The 23007-nt window shown below is 58.1% G+C and carries 24 protein-coding genes and 3 pseudogenes; 11 read left to right on the top strand and 16 right to left on the bottom strand.

The genetic code is table 11. The annotated features are described in order from the left end of the window. The first annotated feature begins 293 nt into the window (after window positions 1–293). Window positions 294–635, top strand: a complete 342-nt coding sequence (locus EGT36_RS00595) for a helix-turn-helix domain-containing protein (protein ID WP_036588693.1) — start codon at window positions 294–296, stop codon at window positions 633–635. Window positions 636–637: 2 nt separating this feature from the next. Here the strand turns inward: EGT36_RS00595 and EGT36_RS00590 are convergent, their stop codons facing one another. Genes EGT36_RS00590 through EGT36_RS00565 form a run of 6 tightly spaced genes read right to left on the bottom strand, consistent with a single transcriptional unit; the run spans window position 638 to window position 3849 of the window. Continuing rightward, window positions 638–1129 (bottom strand): hypothetical protein, encoded by a 492-nt coding sequence (locus tag EGT36_RS00590; RefSeq protein WP_080692112.1) that lies wholly within the window; start codon window positions 1127–1129, stop codon window positions 638–640. A 32-nt stretch (window positions 1130–1161) separates the two neighbouring features. Continuing rightward, a complete protein-coding gene (locus EGT36_RS00585; RefSeq protein WP_036588689.1) occupies window positions 1162–1533 on the bottom strand; it encodes a hypothetical protein in 372 nt (123 codons plus the stop codon). Window positions 1534–1541: 8 nt separating this feature from the next. Then, entirely contained in the window at window positions 1542–1856 is a 315-nt protein-coding gene (locus EGT36_RS00580; RefSeq protein ID WP_036588687.1) for a hypothetical protein, read from the bottom strand. After that, complete coding sequence (locus EGT36_RS00575) at window positions 1857–2480, bottom strand: thermonuclease family protein (RefSeq protein WP_036588684.1); 624 nt, start codon at window positions 2478–2480, stop codon at window positions 1857–1859. It abuts the gene before it with no gap. Further along, window positions 2477–3112, bottom strand: a complete 636-nt coding sequence (locus tag EGT36_RS00570) for a thermonuclease family protein (RefSeq protein WP_036588681.1) — start codon at window positions 3110–3112, stop codon at window positions 2477–2479. The genes EGT36_RS00575 and EGT36_RS00570 overlap by 4 nt, the downstream gene beginning before the upstream one ends. Window positions 3113–3129: 17 nt before the next feature. Beyond that, window positions 3130–3849 carry a nuclease gene (locus tag EGT36_RS00565; protein ID WP_286083360.1) on the bottom strand — a complete coding sequence of 240 codons (720 nt, stop codon included), beginning with the start codon at window positions 3847–3849 and terminating at the stop codon, window positions 3130–3132. An 85-nt stretch (window positions 3850–3934) separates the two neighbouring features. Between EGT36_RS00565 and EGT36_RS00560 the strand changes: the two genes are divergently transcribed. The 5 genes from EGT36_RS00560 (at window position 3935) to EGT36_RS00540 (ending at window position 7916) form a co-directional block, all read left to right on the top strand. After that, complete coding sequence (locus tag EGT36_RS00560; RefSeq protein ID WP_234905336.1) at window positions 3935–4318, top strand: hypothetical protein; 384 nt, start codon at window positions 3935–3937, stop codon at window positions 4316–4318. Between the two features lie 64 nt (window positions 4319–4382). Further along, window positions 4383–5132, top strand: a complete 750-nt coding sequence (locus EGT36_RS00555; protein WP_125269939.1) for a ParA family protein — start codon at window positions 4383–4385, stop codon at window positions 5130–5132. A 3-nt stretch (window positions 5133–5135) separates the two neighbouring features. Beyond that, entirely contained in the window at window positions 5136–5537 is a 402-nt protein-coding gene (locus EGT36_RS00550; protein ID WP_036588673.1) for a hypothetical protein, read from the top strand. A gap of 5 nt (window positions 5538–5542) precedes the next feature. Next, complete coding sequence (locus EGT36_RS00545) at window positions 5543–5935, top strand: hypothetical protein (RefSeq protein WP_072492871.1); 393 nt, start codon at window positions 5543–5545, stop codon at window positions 5933–5935. Beyond that, window positions 5901–7916, top strand: a complete 2016-nt coding sequence (locus EGT36_RS00540; protein ID WP_072492872.1) for a relaxase/mobilization nuclease domain-containing protein — start codon at window positions 5901–5903, stop codon at window positions 7914–7916. Before EGT36_RS00545 ends, EGT36_RS00540 begins: the two co-directional genes overlap by 35 nt. Before the next feature lie 33 nt (window positions 7917–7949). On the opposite strand, the gene EGT36_RS00535 is transcribed toward EGT36_RS00540, so the two are convergent. The 5 genes from EGT36_RS00535 to EGT36_RS00515 form a co-directional block, all read right to left on the bottom strand. Further along, window positions 7950–8528: a hypothetical protein gene (locus EGT36_RS00535; RefSeq protein WP_072492873.1), complete on the bottom strand. Its 579-nt coding sequence runs from the start codon at window positions 8526–8528 to the stop codon at window positions 7950–7952. 100 nt (window positions 8529–8628) lie between these two features. Next, on the bottom strand, window positions 8629–9294 hold the full coding sequence (locus EGT36_RS00530) for an acyl-homoserine-lactone synthase (RefSeq protein WP_072492874.1): 666 nt from the start codon (window positions 9292–9294) through the stop codon (window positions 8629–8631). Between the two features lie 74 nt (window positions 9295–9368). Continuing rightward, the gene (locus EGT36_RS00525) at window positions 9369–10109 is read right to left on the bottom strand and encodes a LuxR family transcriptional regulator (RefSeq protein ID WP_072492875.1); all 741 of its coding nucleotides are present in this window, start codon (window positions 10107–10109) and stop codon (window positions 9369–9371) included. Window positions 10110–10281: 172 nt separating this feature from the next. Continuing rightward, complete coding sequence (locus EGT36_RS00520; protein WP_107341211.1) at window positions 10282–11286, bottom strand: IS30 family transposase; 1005 nt, start codon at window positions 11284–11286, stop codon at window positions 10282–10284. Window positions 11287–11563: 277 nt separating this feature from the next. Then, a complete protein-coding gene (locus EGT36_RS00515) occupies window positions 11564–12685 on the bottom strand; it encodes an IS110 family RNA-guided transposase (protein ID WP_072492904.1) in 1122 nt (373 codons plus the stop codon). A 358-nt stretch (window positions 12686–13043) separates the two neighbouring features. Between EGT36_RS00515 and EGT36_RS00510 the strand changes: the two genes are divergently transcribed. Then, window positions 13044–13781 carry a hypothetical protein gene (locus EGT36_RS00510; RefSeq protein ID WP_125269962.1) on the top strand — a complete coding sequence of 246 codons (738 nt, stop codon included), beginning with the start codon at window positions 13044–13046 and terminating at the stop codon, window positions 13779–13781. Window positions 13782–13787: 6 nt separating this feature from the next. Here EGT36_RS00510 and EGT36_RS00505 read toward each other — a convergent pair. Next, a pseudogene (locus EGT36_RS00505) lies at window positions 13788–14831 on the bottom strand (ISNCY family transposase); the annotation flags it as partial. 115 nt (window positions 14832–14946) lie between these two features. On the opposite strand from EGT36_RS00505, the gene istA reads away from it, so the two are divergent. Continuing rightward, window positions 14947–16446, top strand: a complete 1500-nt coding sequence (istA, locus tag EGT36_RS00500; RefSeq protein ID WP_052821263.1) for an IS21 family transposase — start codon at window positions 14947–14949, stop codon at window positions 16444–16446. Window position 16447: 1 nt separating this feature from the next. After that, window positions 16448–17182, top strand: coding sequence for an IS21-like element helper ATPase IstB (gene istB / locus EGT36_RS00495; RefSeq protein ID WP_003501246.1), 735 nt, complete (start codon window positions 16448–16450; stop codon window positions 17180–17182). A gap of 141 nt (window positions 17183–17323) precedes the next feature. On the opposite strand, the pseudogene EGT36_RS00490 reads toward istB, so the two are convergent. Both EGT36_RS00490 and EGT36_RS00485 read right to left on the bottom strand, forming a co-directional pair. Further along, window positions 17324–17716 (bottom strand): annotated as a pseudogene (locus EGT36_RS00490) (helix-turn-helix domain-containing protein); the annotation flags it as partial. A gap of 178 nt (window positions 17717–17894) precedes the next feature. Further along, on the bottom strand, window positions 17895–18905 hold the full coding sequence (locus EGT36_RS00485; RefSeq protein ID WP_125269938.1) for an IS30 family transposase: 1011 nt from the start codon (window positions 18903–18905) through the stop codon (window positions 17895–17897). A gap of 315 nt (window positions 18906–19220) precedes the next feature. On the opposite strand from EGT36_RS00485, the gene EGT36_RS00480 reads away from it, so the two are divergent. Continuing rightward, the gene (locus EGT36_RS00480) at window positions 19221–19958 is read left to right on the top strand and encodes a hypothetical protein (RefSeq protein ID WP_125269937.1); all 738 of its coding nucleotides are present in this window, start codon (window positions 19221–19223) and stop codon (window positions 19956–19958) included. A 5-nt stretch (window positions 19959–19963) separates the two neighbouring features. Here the strand turns inward: EGT36_RS00480 and EGT36_RS00475 are convergent, their stop codons facing one another. Both EGT36_RS00475 and EGT36_RS00470 read right to left on the bottom strand, forming a co-directional pair. Beyond that, window positions 19964–21385 (bottom strand): ISNCY family transposase, encoded by a 1422-nt coding sequence (locus tag EGT36_RS00475; RefSeq protein WP_125269936.1) that lies wholly within the window; start codon window positions 21383–21385, stop codon window positions 19964–19966. A gap of 1006 nt (window positions 21386–22391) precedes the next feature. After that, the gene (locus tag EGT36_RS00470; protein ID WP_125269935.1) at window positions 22392–22571 is read right to left on the bottom strand and encodes a multicopper oxidase domain-containing protein; all 180 of its coding nucleotides are present in this window, start codon (window positions 22569–22571) and stop codon (window positions 22392–22394) included. A 145-nt stretch (window positions 22572–22716) separates the two neighbouring features. On the opposite strand from EGT36_RS00470, the pseudogene EGT36_RS30380 reads away from it, so the two are divergent. Further along, window positions 22717–22940 (top strand): annotated as a pseudogene (locus EGT36_RS30380) (hypothetical protein); the annotation flags it as partial. Window positions 22941–23007 lie beyond the last annotated feature (67 nt).

Raw genomic sequence — 23007 nt, 5'->3', positions numbered from 1 at the left:
AGCATTTGGGGTCTCGGCTTTGCCCCTGTCCGATGGCCCGATCAACTCCCCTTGCATGGGTGGATCGTGCCGGTGTAGGAAGCGTAACAAGCTTGTGAACTGCCCGGTTTAGAACATGAGCGACGATTGGTTTACGCTTGGGCGTGTGGGCTCGCGGTCGATGTCGGGTGACGGATGAGCAAAATGGTTTCAGGGATTTTTTTAACTCGCCCAGATCGCGCGCTTGGCTGTTGCCTTGCCAGCATGTCCGTCTGTCGCTGCGTAGGCCTGATCGGGTCTGGGGATGGCGGTCGATGCCTCGTGTAAAACGCCAGCCCCCGGTCGAGGCCGTTGACATTTCGACACTCGATTCCCTGACGTTCCAGGAGAGGCTTGCCATCGGCCTCGGACGGTTGAAGTCCGAGCGCAAATTGACGAACCGGGATCTGGCCGAGCAGCTCGGCGTGCATGAGGCATATATATCGCAGGTGATGCGGGCCATGCGGGACGTCAAGTTGTCGACCCTCGACAAGATGCAGCGTGAGTGGAATGTCCTCATTGAGGATTTGCTCAAGATCACCGAAGCCGACCTCCCTCGGGTAGCGGTCTGGAAAGCCCGCCGCAAGAAACAGAAATCTGCCGAGACAGACCAGTAGCGCTAGTGGTTCAGGTTGAACCAGAACCTCTCTTTCCCCCCGTCCTCGTTTGGAATATCGAAATAGTAGGGATCCGCGCGCCGCGGGCGCGGAGTTGCGACCTGCTGGATGCAGCTTTCGCCATCCCGATTGCTGTTGAAGTAGTGGCCGGAGGTTCCGCAGACATTGACCGTTTTGACGCACTGGTCGGGTTCGCCTCGCCAATTATTGTCGCCGCCTGACGATGAGTAGCCGACAGTCGTTCCCACGGGGCAATCCTCGTAGGTTTCGTGGCCCGGCTTTCCGGATTTTGCTTCATGGCAAACCGGCCAGGAGAAGCCGGGTTTGGACATGGCGGTGATGAGTTTCCGCATGGGCGGAACGCAATAGGGGACGCCATGCCAGGATGGGTTTTTCGATGCTGCACACAGCAGAACCCGACATCCCCATTCGGCGTCCTGTGCCTTTGCTGGCACCCCCGCAAACGTGCCTATCAAGCCTGCGGCCAAGAACATGATCGCTTTCACCGTCCGTCTCCTTTAGGGGGCTATTGGATCTGCACCCAGGTGCCGTCGATTTTCGCAAAGGACAGGGTGCCGGGCTGCGTCGTCCCCGCGAAGGAACCGCTTGTTGTTGTGATGATGCCGGTACAGGTGACACCGGGTGCGTTCTGACGGGGTTTGCACTCCGAGATGCGGATTGTGCGGCCCGATTTGGCGATCGCGGCACTCGCTTGACTGTCGTCGGGAAAGTCAAACGCCGGCTGCCGTTGAAGCTCACTCTCAAGCCGCGCGACCTCCTGTTCAAGCTCCGCTATCCTGTCGGCCCGTTCAAACGCGTTGATCGTGTACCCGCCGGCAGATCCCACGACGAAAGCAATGCCGGCGGCGACAAGCGATCCGTAGTCGAGCTTCTTCATCGGCAACCTCAATATCCTTCGATCCCGAGGCGCTTCAGGATAGCGATCGGATTGGTTTCGCACTCCGATTTCCATTCGCGATGCTTGGCGCAGGCGTAGGCGTATTGGCTAAGGTCGGCCGAAGACAGGTCTGTAAGCCTGTTGCCAACCGCCTTCCATTGCTGCACGTCTGCCGGATCACAACCAGCACCGCCCGCACCGCAAAAGTCCGGATCGCGTTGCTCGATCTGGGTTTGGGTGGCCCCGTCCTGCGCGCCGGCGGCAACCGGAGAAACAGCCAGTAGAATGGCAGTAATGGTCGAAGTTTCGAAAGGGCGTTTCATTTAACCTCCGTGCACCTGCGTGAACGACAGTGCTTTGTCGGGAGTGACGGGCAGGGGCAGAGGAAGCCCCTCTTCGGTGGCTGGCGCGCCACCATCGGACTGCTCACCAGGCTCTGGCGATGCTTTGTAGAGCCAGGGAGGAGACAGGTCCGGCGACGACCAGATGCCGAAACCAAGCCCTCTCGCCCTCCTCTCAATATCGAAATAGGCAGGGACTTGGGGTTCATTACGATAGTTGAAGGCGTAGCCGATCCCTTCCGCGATTGCCGTCGCTGCCAGATTTGTCTCACCAACAAAACAATGCGCGATCAGGTTCTTGTTGGTGTCACGACCGATAGGCGCGCAGTTGACGTCCTGACCGAGCGTTTGAAGGATCATCCAGGCACGCGAGACCTGACCGACAGGCCATGTCACACTTTCGGTCGTTGCGTTCTGCGCCAGCCTGGGGGCTTCATATCCAGCCAGACGGATGAGCTGACGCGTTTTGACGAACTTGAATGTGGTGCCATCGATGACCTGAACCTTGCCATATATCTGACGCGGAACGTCTGTGGGGCGGGCTTGCGCCAGCGTCCCCGTCGGGATGAGGGCGAGGACAATTAACGTGATGGTGGCAAGCTTCATCGCGACACTCCGGCCTGTTGCATCAGCACAGAGACGGGGTGCGGCATATCGGAATAGTCCCAGAGACCCGCGCGCGCGGTGCGGGCGCTTTCCTCAGCGACCCTATATCCGGGAACAATCACCTGGCCGGTGCTGTCGACGGCCGCAAATCCCCATCCTTGCGCGATAACGTAGGTCGCAAGATCATACCGGTGCTCGCCTGCCGTCGTCTGGCATGCGACCACCACATTGTTCTGGTCAACCATCTGAATGGTGGCGCAGACCGGCTTTGTGTCCCTGACCAACGCCTGCATCATGATTACGTTGAGTTCACCGCAGTCGCGCGAGGTCCCCGGAGATACGGCAACGGTGGTCCCGCGCAGGCATGCCTGTAGACCATAGAGCCGATGCCGTCGCCCGTTTGAGACCCAGCTATCGCCAGTCTCGAACTGCGCATGCGTTGGGAATGGTGTGAATGCGGAAGATGGCGGAAGCGCCGCGTCTTCCGTGGGAGGAGCGTCAGCTTGCGATGCCTGAACGGGAACGACCGGCAGCCTGGAAGGCTGCATTTGCGTTAACTCTCCACCGGTGAGCATCGGCATTATGACGAAGCCTGCGTAGAAGCCGGAGACTGCGATCGTGGAAATAAGCATCAAAGTTCCGATCCGCATCAGTGCATTGTCGGATTGGCGCGGTAACGCTCACCGTAGGGATGGAGGAAATGGGCGCTGGCCCAGATACCGGCTTTCGTTCCTCGCGCGCCTTGTTCCGCCCGAGCATATTCCGGGAAGATGGGCTGGCCAGTTCGATCACGGAAAGCAAACGCCACTCCTTTGCTGATCAGCACTTCAGAGAGCGATCGCACCGTGTCTCCGTCCATGAAAAAGCATTCCGCATACCGAACCGTCGGCTGGCCTGGGGTCCGCCCGAGCTCATGACAAGGAATTGCAGGTCCGTCGACATCCTGTATCTCGCCGATGGTCGCCGTCATCGCGGCCAGCGAGATCATGGCACAAGTCGCCATGACACCCGAGAATTCGAGTGGCTCGGTCGAAAGGCAGCCTTGCACGCCGGCGAGTTTGATGATCGTTCCATCCGCTGCGAGAAATGCGCTGCCGCTCAAGGCTGCTTCCGGGCTGACACTCTGGAGATCAAGCCGTGAGGCGATCGAAGCTGTATCAAGTGGTTTCGGTGATGCCGGGACCAGGTCTCGCCCCTGAACATAGGCCTGCTGGTAGTAGCTGACGAACCCGGCATCAGTATCCGCCCACGCCGTCTCGGGTAACGAGATCAAAGCACCCAAAAGGCCATAAATGAGGTGGCGAGAAGATCGCCATGCGCCATTTTTCATGTTCGCATCCGTCGCCTGTTGACTTTTTTGAACATGCACGAAATTGTACTGGAGTGCAAGTATGGAAACGCTGCGAAGATTGAGATAAGGTTGGTCCGGTCCTCAATTTGCATGTGGAGACAAGATGATGGCGATGTATCGGAAGGCGCTGATAGCCTTCACTGTTCCATTCCGTGCCCTGTTGCTCCTGCTTCAGATTGCGTGCTTTTTGCTGCTGTCAGCGGCGTGCATCCTGGTCGCGGCCTTCGTCGGCTACTTGATCGTACTGACGTTTTCCTATGCGTTTCTGCCGCTGGAAACGACGGAGAACCTTTGGCAATGGGCAGCCGATCTCTACGCTCAATCCCCATGGTTCAAGGCCGCGACAATCACCTCATTCCTGCTGCTCGTCCTGCCGATCCTTCGCTTCTGGCCGGCAAGGGATCCGATTGCCGAGGCGGCTCATGAGCGGGAGATGGTACGCTTCAATGACGAGCTCATCGCAGCCAGACGCCGTGGGCTGCGGTGAGTGCGCCATCCTGTTCTGCGCCGGGGCGAGAAGCTTCAAATAGAGATGGAGATTGAGGAGCCTCATGACAGTCAAACCTCTTTCGCTCGCAATTTCGACCTTCAAGGGCGGGGCCGGCAAATCGACCCTTAATGTCAATCTCGCTGCGGAATTCGCGCAACAGGGGCACAGGACCCTTCTGATCGATTGCGACGAGCAGGAATCGTCAACGCGCTGGTACAATGTCTCTATGAAGCGGGGACTGTTGCCGACTGACGGGACATTGTTGCATCTACGCGTAGCGCCCGGAGACAGGTTTCGTGAGCGCCTCGACAATGCCCCCGACGCCGACATCCGAATCTACGATGTCGGTGGTTACGTGCATCAGCGCGCGATCGAGGTCTACCACGAGTGCGATGCGATCCTCATTCCAGTCATCCCCGAGCCGACGGCTGCCACATCAGCCATCAAGGTGGCCACGATCCTGACGGAAATCGGCCGGAAGCGGGACAGGGGACCTATCCCTTATGCCGCGATCTGGAACTACGTGGACATGATTGCCCTCAAACACAATCGATCCCTTCCCGAGGTCCACGCCATCCTGACGAGCGGCCGGATTCCGATGGTCGAGACAGTCATCCGCAAGAGCAACCATTTCAGCGATGTCGGGGGGGGCTATGGTTCGCTCTACTCCAAGCTTGCTGGTATTGCAGACAATCCTTCGTTGACGCCGTCGGCCAAGCGGCGGGCCTCGGAAAGCGTGCTCGATGCGATTGATCTGGTGAAAAGGATCAACAACGAGTTCATCGCACTTCTGCAGGCGGAGGCCGCCTAAACGATGTCGAGGGAAAGAACGCCTGCCGGAAACATTCTCGCCCTTGCCCGATCTCGTGAAGAGCAGGCCAAGGACGTGGAGGACGCCGCGACATCGTATATGCCGACGACTATCGATCTCGACACGCTCATGCCCGATCGTGATGGACAAGGAGCGGAAACAGCGTCTTCTGAGGCCGATGTGCCTGAGGCCCCCACGCCAGCCAGGCAAGAACGCAAGGAGCGACCTGTGGCGCCGGCGTCCGTCAAGGCGGATGGCGTGCCCAGCAAACGAAAACGGATATCGCTCTATCTCGAAGACGACGTGCTGACGAAGATTTTCCGGGTTTCGTTGGAGAGCCATGAGCAACTGTCGTCGGCAACGCACAGGCTCATCCTGGAGGCGCTGAAGGCGAGGGGGCTGTAGATCGCATGCGACAGCCGCCCATCATGTTTCGCCTACCAGATCACGTCCTGAGGAATGTCGACGCTCTCGCCGGGCGGCTCGACGTCTCCGTCAACATCGTCGCCAAGCTGATCGTCACCAGGGAGATCATGCACGTTCCCGCAATGATCGAGGAACATGATCGGCAAATGGCGAACATGCATCAGTTTCTCCGCGAACTTGCCTGGCGCAATGAGGCATTTTTAGCGCAAGAGGTCGGACACGCCGAGGGCACCAGATTGATTGCACAGAAGCTGGACGAGGTGATGGGGGCCATCGACGCCGTCCGCGATGCCGCCTTTGTTCGGCCGTCGTCTTACATTGTCGAGCTCATCAGGAAACACGATGAACGAGGTCTCCAGAAATCCCTCGAAGTCTAGACCCGAGGGTCGGCGACTGCCGGGTTACCTTGATCTGATCGAAGACGATCTGCGCCGACGTGGCGGCGGCGGCGGTGGCGGCAGCGGAAAACGACCGCCGGCTGGCCAGAGCAAGCGACCGTCGATCAAGCATCCCGGCGCGGCCTCGGCGATCAGCCGGGCCGCGGGCAACAATGCTGTGGTGGTCAAGGTCCTGTCCTATGGTGCCGGTGCTGTTTCCGCCCGTAACGTGCTTGCCTACCAGAGCAAGGAAGAAAAGGCTCAGGATCAGGACGGTCGCGAAGTATCGGATTTGAACGAAGCGGTGCGATCATGGGAAAGGGATTTCCGCAACCGAAAGGGGAGCAGCGACGTGCTGCGTCTGACCTATGAGCTTGAGAAAACCGATCGGGAAGGCGTAGCCCGCGCGCTTGCTTCGCTCGCCGCCGAAGGTTTCCATGAAGCCGGCGACACCAGCCGGACCTACGCTTTCAGTGTGAGCGACGGTGTGAACGGCCAGACAAGAGTGCATTTCGCACTTGTTATTGCCCATGAGAAGAAGGACAGGTCGGATCGAAGCACCGGCAATCGCATTCCAGGAGAGCTCGATGTGGCGCATGTGATCGATGCACGCCTGGATCAAGCTTTCCGGAAAGAGGGGCTCACACCGATCTCGCGATACCCGGCCGAGTTCTCGTCAGGCCCGAAAGGGCTAACGGCGACGCTGCACGCCATGCAGCGCAGGGGCGCGGAGGTAACGCTTTCGACGACGACGCATGTCGAGGAGCGTCCAGGCCGGAGCGGACGTTACCTCCACGGCGCTGAGCGGCGCGAAATCACTACTGCGGATCACAAGCAGCTGACGGCGGAGGGGAAGATCGTCGGTGCCCTCATGCAAACCCGTCAGCCGCGGGATTTCATGCACCTGTTGCTGTCAGGACCGGCAAATGTCGATCGCGAAAAGCTTATTGATGCCGGCCGTGATTTCCTGAGAGAGCAATTTTCAGGGCACCGCTATGCCTATGCAGTCCACAATCGCAACGATCTCGACAAGCATCCACACATGCATGTGATCGTCGCGCTGCGGAATTCGACTGGCAAGATGCTCAATCCCAATATTCGAGACTTTACCGAATGGCGGCTCCGTTTCGCCGACAAGGCGCGTGAACGTGGTATCCTGATCGATCGTCAAAAGCGCCTCGAGCGGGCCGGTCCGCCTCCCGTGAAGCGCTGGGAATGGGAGATGTTCCGGCGGATGGGAGCCATGGCCCCGAGCAACGTCGTCGACAAAGTCCTGGCGAAGGTTCGAGATACACCGACTGCTCCCAGATTGCGGGATGCTCAAAAGCGGCTCCATCAGAGCCGGCGCTCAGTCGGACTTGTTCTGAAGATGTTGGACGGGATAGCGAAGGACCGGTCTGCTCCCAGTACGGCGCGCGAGCTTAGCCAGGACCTGTCGATAGGGCTCCAACGTGAATACCGCCGGCTTGAGACGGCAGTCCGTGCCGGTCGTGACCCAACAAACGAAAAAGGAGAAGAGCATATGCTGAGATCGACACCTATCAGCGCGTCCCAAGCAAAGGCAGCGAAGGAGACGCTGGCGAACACCGCCGTGAATTTGGCCACAAAGATTGCCAACCCATCCGATCGGCTGATCTTCGAGCAGGCGACGAAGATCATTGGGAAGGTCGTTGGGCTCCAACTCGACTCACGTGTGGCCAAAAACCGCGATCGCGGTGAAGTCGGCAAAGACAAAAACAGCCTGGACAGTTTGGCGACGAAGTCGGCGGCCGGTCGAGATCACGTTGCAGAGCGGGATGTCATCAACAAGAGCTCGAACAACCGTACGTTCGATCAAACGCGCATTGCCCGGTCCAATGCCGAGCACGACAGGCCGGAAGCCGATCGCGACAGTGACAAGACCCAACAACGCACGCGAGAGGCGCAAAAATCGGTCAAGCTTCGCCCGCCTCAGGAAAAAGATCGGGACCGCAGTCGCTGAGCCTCCGATCGTCATTCCCACCCGATCCTGACTTTAGGCTGATCGACGGCGGCCCAGCCCCAAAATCCGTTGGATCTCGGCCCGAAGCCGTTGGGTGTCCGTAATTCCAGACGGGGAGGGATACTGGATACTCGTGACACCTGCGACGTTTGCAGCAAACAGACCCGCCGCAGTGCTACTAACGAACATGGCCTCCTTCTTGTCCACGCCGTACCACTCAATCGCTTGGTGGATCGGTCCGGCACCATCTCTCCGGCGGCGATCACCTGGATCCTGTCGTGGTGATCCGCTTGTCTGCGGGAAACCGTTCCATGCCATCCAGAAATCCGGCATTGCACCTCGGACCCGCAGCAACTTGTCGAGTAGCTGCGTCAGGGCTGCGAATTCTGATCTGCCGTGGGAGCCAGCGTCCATTCCTCTTGCGTCCGAGATGAAACCAAAGCGAACGTTCATCTCTCGCAACTGCTGCAGCATTTGGACGAATTCGTTGCTGATGTCTCCAAGCATGAAATCCCTGGGCGGATTATTCCGTCTCAACAGGGTGCCATCTCTCTCGAAAATGACGAGGCCTGCGGAGCCGATGCTCCGGAATTTGCTGTCATCGTTGTTCATTGGCTGGCGCTCAAGGCTGGAAGCGAGCCTTGCCTTCTCGAAACCTCGATACTCAGTCCGGGTTGTCTCCTCGGTCGTGTTGGTTGCCGCTCTCTTCGGCTTAAGCGGTCATGAGCACCGGCAATTCGATCTCGCGCTTGAAAAATGAACGGCCCGCATACAACGGATCGGCAACCCGCAGATTCTGCTGCATTTGGGTCCGGACGCGCTGCGAGACCTCAAAGGCTCCGCAGCACACCGGGTATTTGCCATAGCCATCGGCTCGACCGAGCTCATCGAATTTTGCCCCAGCGCGCTTGTAGATCCTCTTCATATGCGGCTCATAGTTCGAGATCAGAGTATCGATGCCGTTGTCGATGGCCACTTCGCATAGCGCCAGAAGCAGCAAGCAGAAGGCACCATCAGGACGTATGTCGGGGAAGTCGCGCGCGATGGTCTCCTCATCAATACACATGCGGGTTCCCTCCCATATTCCAGGCGCGATAAGGTCGCAGGCATCGGGGAATGTTTCGCGAAAGACGTCGTAGAGAAGTGTGGGACCTGTGGTCGGCATGAGCCGGACCGATCCGTAGAGCTCCTTCCTGTCGTCATCGCACCAGACGAGATAGGCAGGATGAAGATCATCATATCGATCCCGCTCGTGGGCGCCAGACACTGAAACATCCCAGCCGAGCTGGTCAGCGAAGACCCTTTTCCTCAGCCGGAACGATTGCTCAAGCAGGGAAGAGTGCTTGCGATATTCGTGAGCCTGAACAAGAAGATACATGAATGCCTCCATCGTTTGATGGAGAACAGAATGACGATCGAGTGGGGAACGATAAACTCCCCAGAATGGCACGCCTAGTAGGGGGTATTGCCAAACGGATTGATCAATCGCAGCTGCATGGCCCGCGCGATCGTATATGTAATTGAGCCGCCCCCGAGTTTGTGTCGCGCCGATTTGATGTAGGCTCTTGTCGTGTGTTCGGAGAGCTTTAGCATAACCGCAATGTCGATGCTGTCTTTGCCCAGAGCCGTCCAGTGCAGGCATTCGATTTCGCGTGCTGAGAGCTGAGGAACCGGATCATGTTCACCGTGTAGCTCGAATATCGCTTTGTGATGTATGAGGAAGGCGAGCTCTCGCCACTCATTTCGATGATGCGCGACGATTCCGCTCCATTCCTCTGGCAGCCTGTGGGAGTTCAATGACAGGAGGGCGCGGCGCGATTTGTCGATGATCGGAATGGAGTAACCGTTTGCGCCAACGCCGTGTTCCGCAGCATCAGCCAGAAACTCATGGGCTGTTCCTGGGATGTCGACCTCGCGCCAGTCGAACGGCATTTGCCGCATGATCCCGTCGCGAAGGATGGGATCAATTTTGGCGTAACCCCTCAGAAGATAGCGCGAAACCCAGGGAACTGGATATGTGGTCCTTACAAAAGGTATATCGATGACATCGGCGATCGTTTGAGCAAGATGATAGGTGGAAAAATCGATCCGATACACCTTATTGAACATGTGGAGAGCGCTCTCGACGTCCGGCGCTGCGTTGATCTCGTGAAAAGCGGCTTGGAAAGGCGCTGACTGGGTTTCCGAATCCATTCTAAACTCCTTCAGAACGATGCAGGTATTCGACGCGCCGCTTGGTCAAAGTTGCTCAGATCGAGCGCGGCGGTCGAGTGTTCCGACGACAGAGGTGCCGCGGCGTGGATAGGGATACTACAACGTTGCTGGTTCCAGCTTGAATGCAACGCTGGTCGGAAATCTACACGCATCACCGTTCGAGAGCCAATAGATGCTGGCTGAACATCTCCTTCGGCGTCTGAAACCCCAGGCACTTGCGCGGCGTGTCATTCAGTCGGTCGCAGAGGGATCGGATCTCCTGATTGCTGACCTCAAGCACAATCGTTTCCGGCGGCAGGTAACGGCGGACGCGCTTGTTGGTGTTCTCCACCGTCCCTTTCTGCCAAGGTGCCTGCGGATCGCAAAACCAGGCTGCCGTTCCCATGCCGTGCTCCAACTCACGCCATGAGACGAACTCCAGCCCTCGATCGAATGTCAGGCTCTGCCGGGCCAGCGCGGGCAGGGGCGCCAGATGGCGGATCAACTGGCTCATGATTGGCTTCGATCGCCTGTCATTGTTGCGAAACAGCAGGGTATAGCGGCTCTTGCGCTCGACAACGGTCGCAATGTTGGCGGCACCATGCTCCTTCCTGAAGATCATCAGATCCGCTTCCCAGTGACCGAACTCGCTTCGCGAATTGATCGCTTCCGGCCTGTTGCGAATGGCGCATTCCATTGGAAAGACGAGGCTTCTGGGTTTGCGTGCATATCGCGGTCGGCGCTTGCGGCGGCGCTCAGATAAATGCCGGCCCAGCTGCTGATCCTGACCTTCCCGGGAATAGACGTACTGGTAGATTGTCTCGTGGCTCAACCGGGCGGCTGCGCCACTGGCGAGCCGCAACCGACCGGAAATCTGTTCTGGCGACCATCCGTCCTTGAGACGATCGATAACGGCAGCACATAGGCTGGGATCACGCAGTAGCTTGCGGTATTTGCGCCGCCGGTCAGATGCCATTCCATGCGCTGTGACGTGCCAGTATCCTTCGGCGATCGGAACCTCCCGGTCATGCCAGAAATTCCGCCGCAGCTCCCGGCAGATCGTCGACCGGTCGCGTCGAAGGGTGCGTGCGATCTCGGCCTGACTGATCTTCTTCTCATGCATCCGCGAAATGATGCGGCGCTCGTCCAAACTCAATTGCGCAAAAGAGCGGGCCATTCCATCCTCCTTACATGAGGGTTCATGTGTCAACGTCATCGTGCCATATTTTATCTCCTTCAATTTCAGAACATCATTGCGAGTTTGGGGCGGCGCTGTGCGGCAGCCTTGGCTGCGTAACCTTACATGCGGTCGGGTTCAGCGTGGAACCCATGACCATAATGCCTCATGCACGAGGCAAGCCCCAATGAGCACGACCAACCTGAAACGCGGTTTTTAGACCATTGAGGAAGACGGCCGTGTTCCTCGCACGTCCAGCAAATACTGGCTGCGATTTTTATGCTGATCGGAAAACGGCTCCTGCCGGGATTTCGCCGCTTTCGGTATAGCGCCAGAGCGCGATCAAAAGCTTGCGTGCCATTGCGACGATCGCGATACGTCGGGCTCGCCCTTTCAAATCACCAACCCTCTTATGGAACCAGGCAGCGAGCTCACTCTTTGGCTGATATCGCAACCAAAGCCATGCCGCTTGGACCAACGTTTTGCGGGCTCGAGCATTGCCTGCCCGACCGATACGTCGGTCCTTATCAACATTGCCACTTTGATGCGGCATCGGCGCAAGGCCGACATAACTTGCCAACTGTTTTCGATTTCCAAAACGACGGTAAAAGACCTCCCGCGTCAGCACCGCCGCGAAGTTGTCACCAACGCCATAAATCTCGCTGAGAGCGGTGACCTTCGTGGTGATCGCGTCACCTGATGTGGCAATCAGATGTTCATCGCGCTCGGTATCCAGCTCGCTGATTAGTTCTCGGACAAGGACCAGGCGGCGGCGCAATCGGTTCAACTCCGATGCAAGATGTTGGGGAAGCTTGCGTCCATCGCCGGTCTCAAGGAGCGCCATGTCTCGCTCCCAGCTACGCAGTGATGGCCGCGAACGGATACCTTGGGTGACAAGGAGAGCAGATATGCGATTTTCGATCCGCGTTCGCTCCTGCACAAGATATTCTCGCTCCCTGTGCACCCTTTTGCCATCCTCCTCATCGGGAGTGGGCACCTGCACCATGCTGCATATCTGGGTGTCTCCGGCGATATAGGCGGCGAGAACACGCAACATTCCTTCAGCATCGAGACGATCGGTCTTTGCCCGTTTCGCCCTTCGGTTCACCAGAATGCTTGTCGGTTCCACCACATACGCTGTAATACCTTGGGCTGTCAGCAGACGGTGCAGCCAGAACCCATCGCGTCCCGCCTCGAAGCAAACAGCAATGGGCGACGGGGTACCTTGGCCTCGCCCGCTTGCCTGCAGTTCATCCAGTAAGCGCATCAGCATAGCTGTATCGCCGGCACTAACACGGTGCATTTGGCTGACCCGGGCACCCGCCTGTCGGGTTCCGACAAGCCACAGAGAATTACTGAGTTCGAGCGCAACAAGGATAGTATCACTAGTAAATGACATGATCGGCTCCCTAATTGAGGACGCCGCATTATGACTCGAGGGTCGGCCGGTGTCCGCCCTCATAGCATCTGAAACCATAGCCAATATTGTCTTCGTTGCATTTGAAAATGGAATCTGCCCGTTATGATATAACTGTCAAAGCTGGTTAGAGCTGCGACGCCGCTGGCCCGTTAGAAATGCGACACTGGCTCCGACAATCAGCCCCCGACCGGACCGGCTGGGCCGGGTTGCAAGGGTAGGGAGGGGGCGGGTAATGAAACTCCCTCTTCGGCTTTAGCTTCCTCAGTAGCAATTATCTTGTTGTCAGCTGATAATCGTTTTGCACCTGCATCGGGCGGGTAGGGATCAAAGCGACATGATGCTTCCGGAAATCAAGCTGCATGGTGACGTCGATGTCGCCGCGCTGTCACCGCTTCTTCGCGGCATGCTTCTTTCGGTTGCCTATGCTGACGGTGAGGGGGGCATAGGATTGACGGCAACCGGCGCCATGAACCGCAAGTTCGTGCATTGGGCCGCTGTTAACTTCCTCTGGCCCGACTTTACAGCCGAAGATCTCTACAGCATGCACAAGGTGCTCAATGAACGCGACATGCCGCCACTCTGGGTCGTGCGGGACATGACCCGTCATCTGAAGCTGTTGCGTCGGAAAAAGGATGTGCTGCTGCCAACCAAACGCGGCCGGGAGTTTCTGCTGGACCCTAACGCCTTCTTCGATCTGGTCGCCACGGATTATCTCTATTCCTACATCCACGCCGCCGAACGGGAAGAGGAGGTCCAAGCACGGTTACGCTGGTGGCGCATGTTCCTCAATCTTCTCAATATCAAGGCCAGAGAAGGGTGCACGCCATTGCAGATTGTAAAAATCCTCAAGCCACACTTCGCCCCCTTGTCTGAGACCGAAATGACACTGGAAGCCTGGAAACTGAAATCCGATGTCCAATATGGCGTGCTGAGGCGCCTGTGCTGGCTGGGCCTGCTCTACGAGGCACGAGAAGGGCTCACGCTCCTTCAGGATGGATCCTTCCACAAGACGCCACTTTGGTCCGCCTGCCTGCAGCTGGAATCGGATACACAAAGCGACATCGGGGTGCATTGAAACGTCTTACTCCGCCGCCGGCTGCTTCGATAATGCTTTCTCGCGCTTCGCAATCACCGCTGGATCGTTCATGAAATCCGTCCGCCGACCCGGCTTGCGGCCACGCTTCTGATACCCGTTCGCCGTGCTGCCGTCGCGAATGCCGAACATATGATCCGTCTGACCGGTGCGGCGAGGGCCGCCCTTGCTGCGTTGCTGTTCGCGACCAGCCTGCATCTCGGCAACCAGCGACAGCATGTCATCCAGTCGCTTGTTGTCTACGACTTCGGCGCGATGTACCGAGCGTAACGTGTCGAAGGTTCTATAAGGCAGGGCAAAGCTCTCGTGCATGATCTCGAGCCGGCCGTCGGGATAATCGCATACGATCACCTTCTGGCCCGCCAATGGCCTGGAAATCTCGGTCGGATCGAGAATGAACAGCACCTTGTCGTAACGCAGTGTCAGAGATTGCGACAGGGTGCGGACTTCCTTGCGGCACATGGCGCCATCGAGGTTCTCATGATCGGCCAACGGTCTGTGCATGTTCTTCGGATTGCGCGGTTGCTTGCCGAAACGTATGTTGAAATCCGCAATGAACTCAGGTGCAAAGGCATTGGCTTCTTCAATCGTGTCGATGCCGCGAAGCCGCATCTCTTTCACTAACCGATCCTGCAGCGTCTGATTGGCACGCTCCACCCGGCCTTTAGCCTGCGGGGTGTTGGCACAAATGATGTCGATGTTCAGCTCATAAAGCGCCCGGCCAAACTGCGTTAGGCCACTCGTTCGGTCTTTCTTCGACGCATGCAGCGAGCGGAAAACGCCGTGCTTGTCGCTGTAAAAAGCCAGCGGCTTGCCCCATTGCTGCAGATAGGCCTTCGTCGCATGCAGATAGTCGAATGTATTCTCCGAGCCAGCAAAGCGTAGATGCAGCAGCTTGCCAGTCGCGTCATCGATATAGACGAGCAGGGCGCATTTGGGCCCACGGTTCTCGAACCACCAGTGATGTGAGCCATCGATCTGCACCAGTTCGCCAAAGCAGTCACGTCGGCCGCGTGGCTGGAAAACCCGTTTTGTGATTAGGCATGGAATAAGGACCCCGCACATGGGGTGATCGGCGTCCAAACGGGACCCCCATTTGCAATGGGGTTACAACAGCCTCCGGTTTCATCGGAGGCTTTTTGTTCGGATGCTTATTGTGGAAACAATTCTGAAGATACGGCGGCTAGCCCATGTTCAGGGCAAGTCGATCAAGGCGATCTGCCGGGAGTTGGGCATATCGCGGAAAGTGGTGCGGAAGGTTTTGCGCACCGATGAGACGGAGTTCAAATACGAACGGACCCGTCAACCTCAGCCGAAGCTCGGCCCCTGGCGCGGTCAGCTCGATGGAATGCTCCTCGCCAATGAGGCCAAATCTTCTCGCGAACGGCTGACACTGATCCGGATATTCGAGGACTTGCGCGACCTCGGCTACGAGGGCGGTTACGACACAGTCCGGCGTTACGCCCGAACATGGGCGAAGGAGCGCGGGTCCGTGACGGCGCAAGCCTATGTGCCGCTCTATTACGCGCCGGGCGAGGCCTACCAGTTCGACTGGAGCCACGAGATTGTCGTGCTGAACGGCGTGACGACGACGGTGAAGGTTGCGCATATCCGGCTCTGCCACAGCCGGATGATGTATGTGAGAGCCTATCCGCGCGAGACGCAAGAGATGGTCTTCGACGCCCATGACAGGGCGTTCGCTTTCTTCGGCGGGGCCTGCACGCGCGGCATCTATGATAATATGAAGACCGCGGTGGAGACGGTCTTCGTCGGCAAGGAACGGCAATACAATCGCCGCTTCCTACAGATGTGCAGCCATTACCTGATCGAACCGGTGGCCTGCACGCCGGCGTCGGGGTGGGAGAAAGGCCAGGTCGAGAACCAGGTCAATCTGGTGCGCGAACGCTTCTTCACGCCGCGACTGCGCTTCAAATCCTACGATGAACTGAATGGCTGGTTGCTGGACAAGTGCATCAGTTACGCCCGCGCTCATAAGCACGTCGATCAGACGGAGCGCACGATCTGGGAGGTGTTCGATGCGGAGCGGCCGCACCTGGTCGGCTATCCCGGCAAATTCGACGGCTTCCACGCTGTGCAGGCCTCGATCGGCAAGACCTGCCTCGTGCGTTTCGACAACAACAAATACTCGGTACTGTCTACGGCAGTCGGCCGCCCTGCCGAGATACATGCCTATGCAGATCGCATCGTCATCCGGCAGGATGGCGTGGAAATCGGCCAACACGATCGCTGCTTCGGCCGTGGCGAGACGATCTATAATCCCTGGCATTACGTGCCGGTCCTGACCCGCAAACCGGGAGCACTGCGCAACGGTGCGCCGTTCCACGACTGGGTTTTGCCCGCCGCCATGGAGAAGGTGCGCCGCCGGCTGAAGGCAATGCATGACGGCGACCGGCAGATGGTGTCGATCCTCGAATGCGTGGGCCTGGACGGGCTCCCCGCCGTCGAAGCGGCCTGCCAGGAGGCGATCGATCAGGGCGTGTTCTCGGCCGCCGTCATCATCAACATTCTGGCCCGCAAGCGTGATCCGCAGCCGGCCGCCATCCTTTCCATCCCCGATGCGCTTCGCCTGACCCATGAGCCTCTGGCCGACTGCGCCCGTTACGACAGCCTGAGGAGGGCAAGCTGATATGGAACGATCCCAAATCCTCGACATGATGGGCACGCTGAAGCTGTTCGGCATGCGTAGCGCCTATGACGAGATCATGGCCTCCGGCATCAAGCGACAGCACGAACCGCCGCGCATCGTCGGTGACCTGCTTCAGTCGGAGATCGCCGAGAAGCAAGCGCGCTCCATCAAATACCAGATCACCGTCGCCAAGCTGCCGCTGGCCAAGGACATCGACGACTTCGACTTCACCGACACGCCGGTCAACGAAGGCCTGGTGCGCCAACTCGCAACCGGGGCCTTCCTCGCCGAGCAGCACAATATCGTTCTGGTCGGCGGAACCGGCACGGGAAAGTCTCACCTGTCCATCGCCCTTGCTCGTGCTCTGATCCGCAATGGCGCACGCGGCCGCTTCTTCAACGTCGTCGACCTCGTCAATCGGCTCGAGACGGAGGCACGTAGCGGCAAACAGGGACGGCTGGCCGACTTCATCACCAGGCTCGACTTCGTCATCATGGACGAACTGGGCTATCTCCCATTTGCCCAGGCGGGCGGCCAGCTCCTCTTCCACCTCATCAGCAGGCTCTACGAGCGGACGTCCATCATCGTCACGACGAACCTGGCCTTCGGCGAGTGGCCGGCCGTATTCGGCGACGCCAAGATGACCGCCGCTCTGCTCGACAGGCTCACCCACCATTGCGAGATCGTGGAAACCGGGAACGAATCCTGGCGCTTTAAAAACCGCTCTCAAAGCTAAAGCCGAAAAGACAAACAACCCGCGCCCGCAGGCCCTTGCGCTAAATGGAGAGCCCCGGGCCTACGCGCGCTGACCCGATGCAACTAGAGGCAGGGGTCCCTTTTGGGAGCCGATAAGGGGTCCCGTTACGACGCCGATTGACACCCGTTTCTTGCGTTCCTGGCGCGAGATCCAGATCCCGGCCTCGGTCATCCATTGCCGCAGCGTCTCTTTGGCGACCGAGATCCGGTGCAGCTCGATCAGCTTCTCACGCGCCAGCGTTGGGCCGAAATCCAGATAGCGTTCGCGGATCAAATCCAGCGCCGCATTGCGAAATTCCTCGCTGTGGCGCCGATTGCTCGGCCGTGATCGCTTCTTCGAAACGAGCCCGGCCGGGCCATCCCGGTCATAGGCCTGCAGCAGCCGATGGACCTGACTTCGACTGAGGTCGAGCCGGTCCGCCGCCTGGACGACGCTCAGGCGTTCGTCACGGATCTTCTGGATAAGTTCGAGGCGATGCAATTCTTTCTGCGACATGGTGATCAAAAAGGACATGACGACTCCGACCGCTCATGGTCTCGACCAGGCTGAAGATCGTCATCCTTGCTCCCAACGTTGGCTTTGACCAGTGCGTCGAGAGGCGAGACTGTCGCATCTCTAACTGGCCCAACTGTCGCATTACTAAATAGCCCTGTGAGTTCATGCTGAAGCGCGACTTGCGGGCAGGGCGAAGCTATCCGGTATGCCTTAGTTGTGCGAGCAGCTTCTTGCGGAAGACCTCTGCTGGTGTCCGATAGCCGAGGCATTTACGAGGCGTCTCGTTGAGCTGATTGCAGATCGCGATCAGATCCGCGTCGGTTACGGATAAGGGATCGACCTCTCTCGAAAGCCATTTCCGTACCCGCCTGTTGGTATTTTCGACGGTTCCTTTTTGCCACGGCGATTGAGGGTCGCAGAACCAGGTCTGGATGCCAATGCTCGCCTGTAGGTAAGGCCAGTCGGTGAACTCCGTGCCACGGTCGAACGTGATGGAACGACGGGCGAGGTGGGGCAGGGTCTGAAGTGCTTGCACGAGGCCGTTCATGACCGGTCGAGACTGCCGATCATTGTTGCGCAGAAAGATTGCAAAGCGGCTGACCCGTTCAACGAGTGATGTGACGTTGGCCTTTCCAAACTTCTTTCGGAACTGGATCAGGTCACACTCCCAATGCCCGAACTGCTTGCGATCGGCGACCACATCCGGGCGGCGCAGGATGTTGAGTTCCGGACTAAACCGTTGGCCATGCTTGCGTCTGGCATGTCGCGGTCGCCGCCGAGCTCGATGCTCCGGCAGGTGCCGCCACAGCTTGATCGCTTGGCCGTCAGATGAGTATGCAAACTTGTAGATGGTTTCGTGGCTAACCGATACTGGATGCCGCTCAAGGCGCATCCGGCCAGCGATCTGCTGTGGCGACCAGCCGTGCATGATCCGGTCGATGACAGATTGCCGGACATGCGAGAAGCGCATCAGCTTGCGCAGTTTGGTCCGCCGTTCGCAAGCCATGTCATGCGCCGTGACACAATAATAGCCGTTCAGATTGGAGATCGCGTCATCGATGAACATATTGCGCCGGATCTCGCGGAAAATTGTCGAGCGATGGCGTCCAAGCTTCTCGGCGATGATGTCAACAGTCAGGCCAGCCGTACGCCAGCGGGCGATCTTGCGTCTTTCATCCATGTCGATATGGGAGTAGGTGCGTTTCATTGCAGGTTCCTTGCGAGTGACAACCCATTGGTATCATTCGCAAGTCGCACTTCATCCTTGAACCCACCCCCTTACAATAACTGTCAAAGCTGAATAGAGGTGCGACGTCGCCAGCCAGTTAGAAATGCGACACTCGGCATCTCGTCTGGCTCTGACGATCAGCCCCCGATCCGACCGGCTGGTCCGGGTTGCAAGGAAGGAGCGGGGGCGGGTGAGGGACACCTTCCTGCTTTAGCTTTCTCAGTAGCAATTGTTCCGTCGCCGCCTGATACTCTTTTGCACCTGCGTGGGGCAGGTAGGGGTCAAAGCCACACGATGCTTCCGGAAATCAAATTGCAGCGTGAAGTCGATGTCGCCGCGCTGTCACCACTTCTTCGAGGTATGCTTCTTTCCGTTGCCTATGCTGACGGTGAGGGTGGCATCGGATTAACAGCCACCGGCGCCATGAACCGCAAGTTCGTGCATTGGGCCGCTGTGCACTTTCTCTGGCCAGGGTTCACAGCTGAGGATCTCTACAGCATGAACAAGGTGCTCAATGAGCGCGACATGCCACCGCTCTGGGTCGTGCGCGACATGACCCGTCATCTGAAGCTTCTTCGCCGGAAAAAGGATGTGCTGCTGCCAACCAGACGCGGCCGGGAGTTCCTGGTGAACCCGCAAGGCTTCTTCGATCTCGTCGCCACGGATTATCTCTATTCCTATGTCCACGCCACGGAGCGCAAAGAGGAGGTCCAAGCGCGGTTACGCTGGTGGCGCATGTTCCTCAACCTTCTCAATATCAAGGCCAGAGAAGGGTGCACGCCATTGGAGCTTGTGAAGATCCTCCACCCAGACTTCGAGCCCCTATCTGAGACCGAAATGACACTGGAAGCCTGGGAGCTAAAATCCGATCTCCAATATGGTGTCCTGCGGCGCCTGTGCTGGCTGGGCCTGCTTTATGAGGCACGAGAAGGGCTCACGCTTCTTCAAGACGGAGCCTTCCACAAGACGCCGCTTTGGTCCGCCTGCCTGCAGCTGGAATCAGATACACAAAGCGACATCGGCGTGCACTGACAATCTTATTCCGCCGCTGGTTGCCTCAATAACGCTTTCTCTCGCCGTGCAATCACCGCCGGATCGTTCATGTAATCTGTCCTCGGCTTACGGCCACGCTTCTGATAGCCGTTCCCCGTGCTGCCGTCGCGAATGCCGAACATATGATCCGTCTGCCCGGTGCGGCGAGGGCCGCTTTTGCTCCGTTGCTGTTCTCGTCCAGCCTGCATCTCGGCGACGATCGACAGCATGTCGTCCAGACGCTTGTTCTCGACGACTTCCGGGCGATGGACCGACCGCAGCTTGTCAAAGGTTCTGTAGGGTAGGGCAAAACTCTCGTGCATGATCTCGAGGCGACCGTCCGGATAATCGCAAACAATCACCTTTTGGCCGGCCAGAGGCCTGGAAACGTCGGTCGGATCGAGAATGAACAGCACCTTGTCGTAGCGCAGCGTCAAAGCCTGCGACAGCGTGCGAACTTCCTTGCGGCACATGACGCCATCAAGGTTCTCGTGACCGGCCAACTGCCGGTGCATGTCCTTCGGATTGCGCGGTTCCTTGCCGAAACGCGCGTTGAAATCTAAAATGAACTCAGGCGCATACGCGTTGGCTTCCTCGATCGTGTCGATGCCGCGAAGCCGCATCTCCTTGACCAGCCGATCCTGCAATGTCTGGTTGGCACGTTCCACACGGCCCTTGGCCTGCGGGGTGTTGGCACAGATGATGTCGATGTTCAGCTCATAAAGCGCCCGGCCGAATTGTGTCAGGCCGCTCGTCCGGTCCTTCTGCGACGCATGGGTCGAACGAAAGACGCCGTGCTTGTCGCTGTAGAAGGCCAGTGGTTTGCCCCATTGCTGCAGATATGCCTTGGTCGCGCGCAGATAGTCGAATGTGTTCTCCGATCCGGCAAACCGTAGATGCAGCAGCTTGCCGGTCGCGTCATCGATATAGACGAGTAGGGCGCATTTGGGCCCACGGTTCTCGAACCACCAGTGATGCGAGCCATCGATCTGCACCAGTTCGCCAAAGCAATCACGTCGGCCGCGTGGCTGGAAAACCCGTTTCTTGCGTTCTCTACGTGAGACCCAGATACCAGCCTCGGTCATCCATTGCCGCAGCGTCTCCTTAGCCACAGAGATCCGGTGCAGCTCGATCAGCTTCTCACGCGCCAGCGTCGGACCGAAATCCAGATAGCGTTCGCGGATCAGATCCAGCGCCGCATTGCGAAACTCCTCGCTGTGGCGCCGATTGCTCGGCCGTGATCGCTTCTTGGAAACAAGGCCAGCCGGACCATCCCGGTCATAGGCCTGTAGCAGCCGATGGACCTGGCTTCGACTTAGGCCGAGCCGTTCGGCAGCCTCGACGACGCTCAGGCGTTCGTCACGGATCTTCTGGATGATGTCGAGGCGATGCAACTCTTTCTGCGACATGGTGATCATAAAGGACATGACGACTCCGACCGCTCATGGTCTCAACCAGGCTGAAGATCGTCATCCTTGCTCCCAACGTTAGCTTTGACCAGTGCGTCGAGAGGCGAGACTGTCGCATCTCTAACTGGCCCAACTGTCGCATTACTAAATAGCCCTTACAATAACATATCGCATAATATAACTTATGGAACTGTCGACCTGTCCGCAAAAGCTCGCGTTGTCGCTGGTAGTACCGAATAACTCGCACTGCATCCGTCGCACTCCGTCAGTTCGCTAGCAAACCACCGGCATGATGCGAGAAAAGTGCTGATGAAAAGCGATCATGGATGACTGATCGCCGATAAAGACGGGCCTGCACACAAGACAACGCACCCGTTCTTGTGGAATCTCGACAAGCCACGTCTCTTCAGACGGATCAACTACCAGGTAGGGGTGGCGCAGCCGCTACCCCGTAACAGTCACTCCCCGTTCTCTGACCGCACGGTCTGGACCAATGGTCAGAAGGTAGTTGCTGGCAGCCGGAAAGAGCTACCGCCGCAACGAACAGGGCTAGCACAGACACCTTACGCCAAGGCTCCGCGTTACTATCTGCAAAGACGGTCGATGCCTTCTGCGCTTTCATGGTTCGTATTCCTATATATATAGTCGAAGTTTGTTTACGGCTTGCCGCCCATTTTCTAGCCATTTTCCTCAAGCTTAACCCCGCTATCCTTAACCTAGATTAAAGATTGTTGCCTTGGGTTCGCATCGCAGAGCGCATATGTGCCAGCAACCAACGCGAAGTGCCATTGCTGGAGCGTCGGGCCAAAAGACCGGCTCTTGATGGGAGGCGGATAGCCGCAGATTTTCCTGATGAGGCCCGGCTCCTATGCCGTACAGCAAGCCATCGCCAGTCTACGGTTTGGCGTAAGCTTGCACCTTGCCCGGCGGCCACTGTGGCATCGGTATTGCGACCAAACAACGTGAAGCGGTTCGCAAAACACACCTAGCCTAGAGCCGGAACCCAGGCAATGCCAGTTCATGTCTAGCTGAGATTGTCGTACGCAAGGTAAGACATCATGCCTATCGCCGTGTGATAGAGGTGATGGCAGCGCAACGGCCATTTGCCTAGGTTGTTGGGATCGAAAACGATTGTCACGGTGTTGACTGGCAGCACGAGAACCGTGTCGCGAAGCGCTCCGGAAAACTCGCGTTTTGGGAGCATTCTGCGGCACGGCTGTTACGTCCTCGACAATGGACGCTTTCGGATTTCAGGGAGGGACCGGGTGCTGCTGCATCGATGGCGATGCGGACCTAGTCCGGCAGATGTTGGCAAACCTAGTGGCCAACGCCATGCAACATACTTCCCTGGCTCGGTCACTCTAAGGGTCGGCGCCGACACCGTGCCCGCCAGATCATCCGGATGGTCGAGGCCGCGCAAGGGTCCAAGCTGCCTATCCAGGCTCTGGTGGACAGGGTGACAGGCTGGTTCGTCCCCGCCGCCATCCTCGCCGCGCGTCTGACATTCTGTGCCTGGATGATTCTCCGCCCCTCCCCGGCGCTGAGCTTCGCGTTGGTCAACACCGTCGCCGTGCCGTCTCTCGTCGCGGTAGCGAGTGGCTCCACTGTGGTCGAATTCGGAGAGCGTGATGACCGCGTCT

The organism is Agrobacterium sp. FDAARGOS_525 (assembly GCF_003938925.1).
GTDB classification, from domain to species: Bacteria; Pseudomonadota; Alphaproteobacteria; order Rhizobiales; family Rhizobiaceae; genus Agrobacterium; species Agrobacterium pusense.
The sequence above is the reverse complement of the archived record's forward strand: the minus strand, read 5'-3'. Positions and strand labels throughout refer to the sequence as shown.

Coding starts and splice junctions, on each gene's coding strand:
- EGT36_RS00595 (WP_036588693.1), top strand. CDS start 294: ATGCCTCGTGTAAAACGCCAGCCCCCGGTCGAGGCCGTTGACATTTCG.
- EGT36_RS00590 (WP_080692112.1), bottom strand. CDS start 1,129: ATGTTCTTGGCCGCAGGCTTGATAGGCACGTTTGCGGGGGTGCCAGCA.
- EGT36_RS00585 (WP_036588689.1), bottom strand. CDS start 1,533: ATGAAGAAGCTCGACTACGGATCGCTTGTCGCCGCCGGCATTGCTTTC.
- EGT36_RS00580 (WP_036588687.1), bottom strand. CDS start 1,856: ATGAAACGCCCTTTCGAAACTTCGACCATTACTGCCATTCTACTGGCT.
- EGT36_RS00575 (WP_036588684.1), bottom strand. CDS start 2,480: ATGAAGCTTGCCACCATCACGTTAATTGTCCTCGCCCTCATCCCGACG.
- EGT36_RS00570 (WP_036588681.1), bottom strand. CDS start 3,112: ATGCTTATTTCCACGATCGCAGTCTCCGGCTTCTACGCAGGCTTCGTC.
- EGT36_RS00560 (WP_234905336.1), top strand. CDS start 3,935: ATGATGGCGATGTATCGGAAGGCGCTGATAGCCTTCACTGTTCCATTC.
- EGT36_RS00555 (WP_125269939.1), top strand. CDS start 4,383: ATGACAGTCAAACCTCTTTCGCTCGCAATTTCGACCTTCAAGGGCGGG.
- EGT36_RS00550 (WP_036588673.1), top strand. CDS start 5,136: ATGTCGAGGGAAAGAACGCCTGCCGGAAACATTCTCGCCCTTGCCCGA.
- EGT36_RS00545 (WP_072492871.1), top strand. CDS start 5,543: ATGCGACAGCCGCCCATCATGTTTCGCCTACCAGATCACGTCCTGAGG.
- EGT36_RS00540 (WP_072492872.1), top strand. CDS start 5,901: ATGAACGAGGTCTCCAGAAATCCCTCGAAGTCTAGACCCGAGGGTCGG.
- EGT36_RS00535 (WP_072492873.1), bottom strand. CDS start 8,528: ATGAACAACGATGACAGCAAATTCCGGAGCATCGGCTCCGCAGGCCTC.
- EGT36_RS00530 (WP_072492874.1), bottom strand. CDS start 9,294: ATGTATCTTCTTGTTCAGGCTCACGAATATCGCAAGCACTCTTCCCTG.
- EGT36_RS00525 (WP_072492875.1), bottom strand. CDS start 10,109: ATGGATTCGGAAACCCAGTCAGCGCCTTTCCAAGCCGCTTTTCACGAG.
- EGT36_RS00520 (WP_107341211.1), bottom strand. CDS start 11,286: ATGGCCCGCTCTTTTGCGCAATTGAGTTTGGACGAGCGCCGCATCATT.
- EGT36_RS00515 (WP_072492904.1), bottom strand. CDS start 12,685: ATGTCATTTACTAGTGATACTATCCTTGTTGCGCTCGAACTCAGTAAT.
- EGT36_RS00510 (WP_125269962.1), top strand. CDS start 13,044: ATGCTTCCGGAAATCAAGCTGCATGGTGACGTCGATGTCGCCGCGCTG.
- istA (WP_052821263.1), top strand. CDS start 14,947: ATGCTTATTGTGGAAACAATTCTGAAGATACGGCGGCTAGCCCATGTT.
- istB (WP_003501246.1), top strand. CDS start 16,448: ATGGAACGATCCCAAATCCTCGACATGATGGGCACGCTGAAGCTGTTC.
- EGT36_RS00485 (WP_125269938.1), bottom strand. CDS start 18,905: ATGAAACGCACCTACTCCCATATCGACATGGATGAAAGACGCAAGATC.
- EGT36_RS00480 (WP_125269937.1), top strand. CDS start 19,221: ATGCTTCCGGAAATCAAATTGCAGCGTGAAGTCGATGTCGCCGCGCTG.
- EGT36_RS00475 (WP_125269936.1), bottom strand. CDS start 21,385: ATGTCCTTTATGATCACCATGTCGCAGAAAGAGTTGCATCGCCTCGAC.
- EGT36_RS00470 (WP_125269935.1), bottom strand. CDS start 22,571: ATGCTCCCAAAACGCGAGTTTTCCGGAGCGCTTCGCGACACGGTTCTC.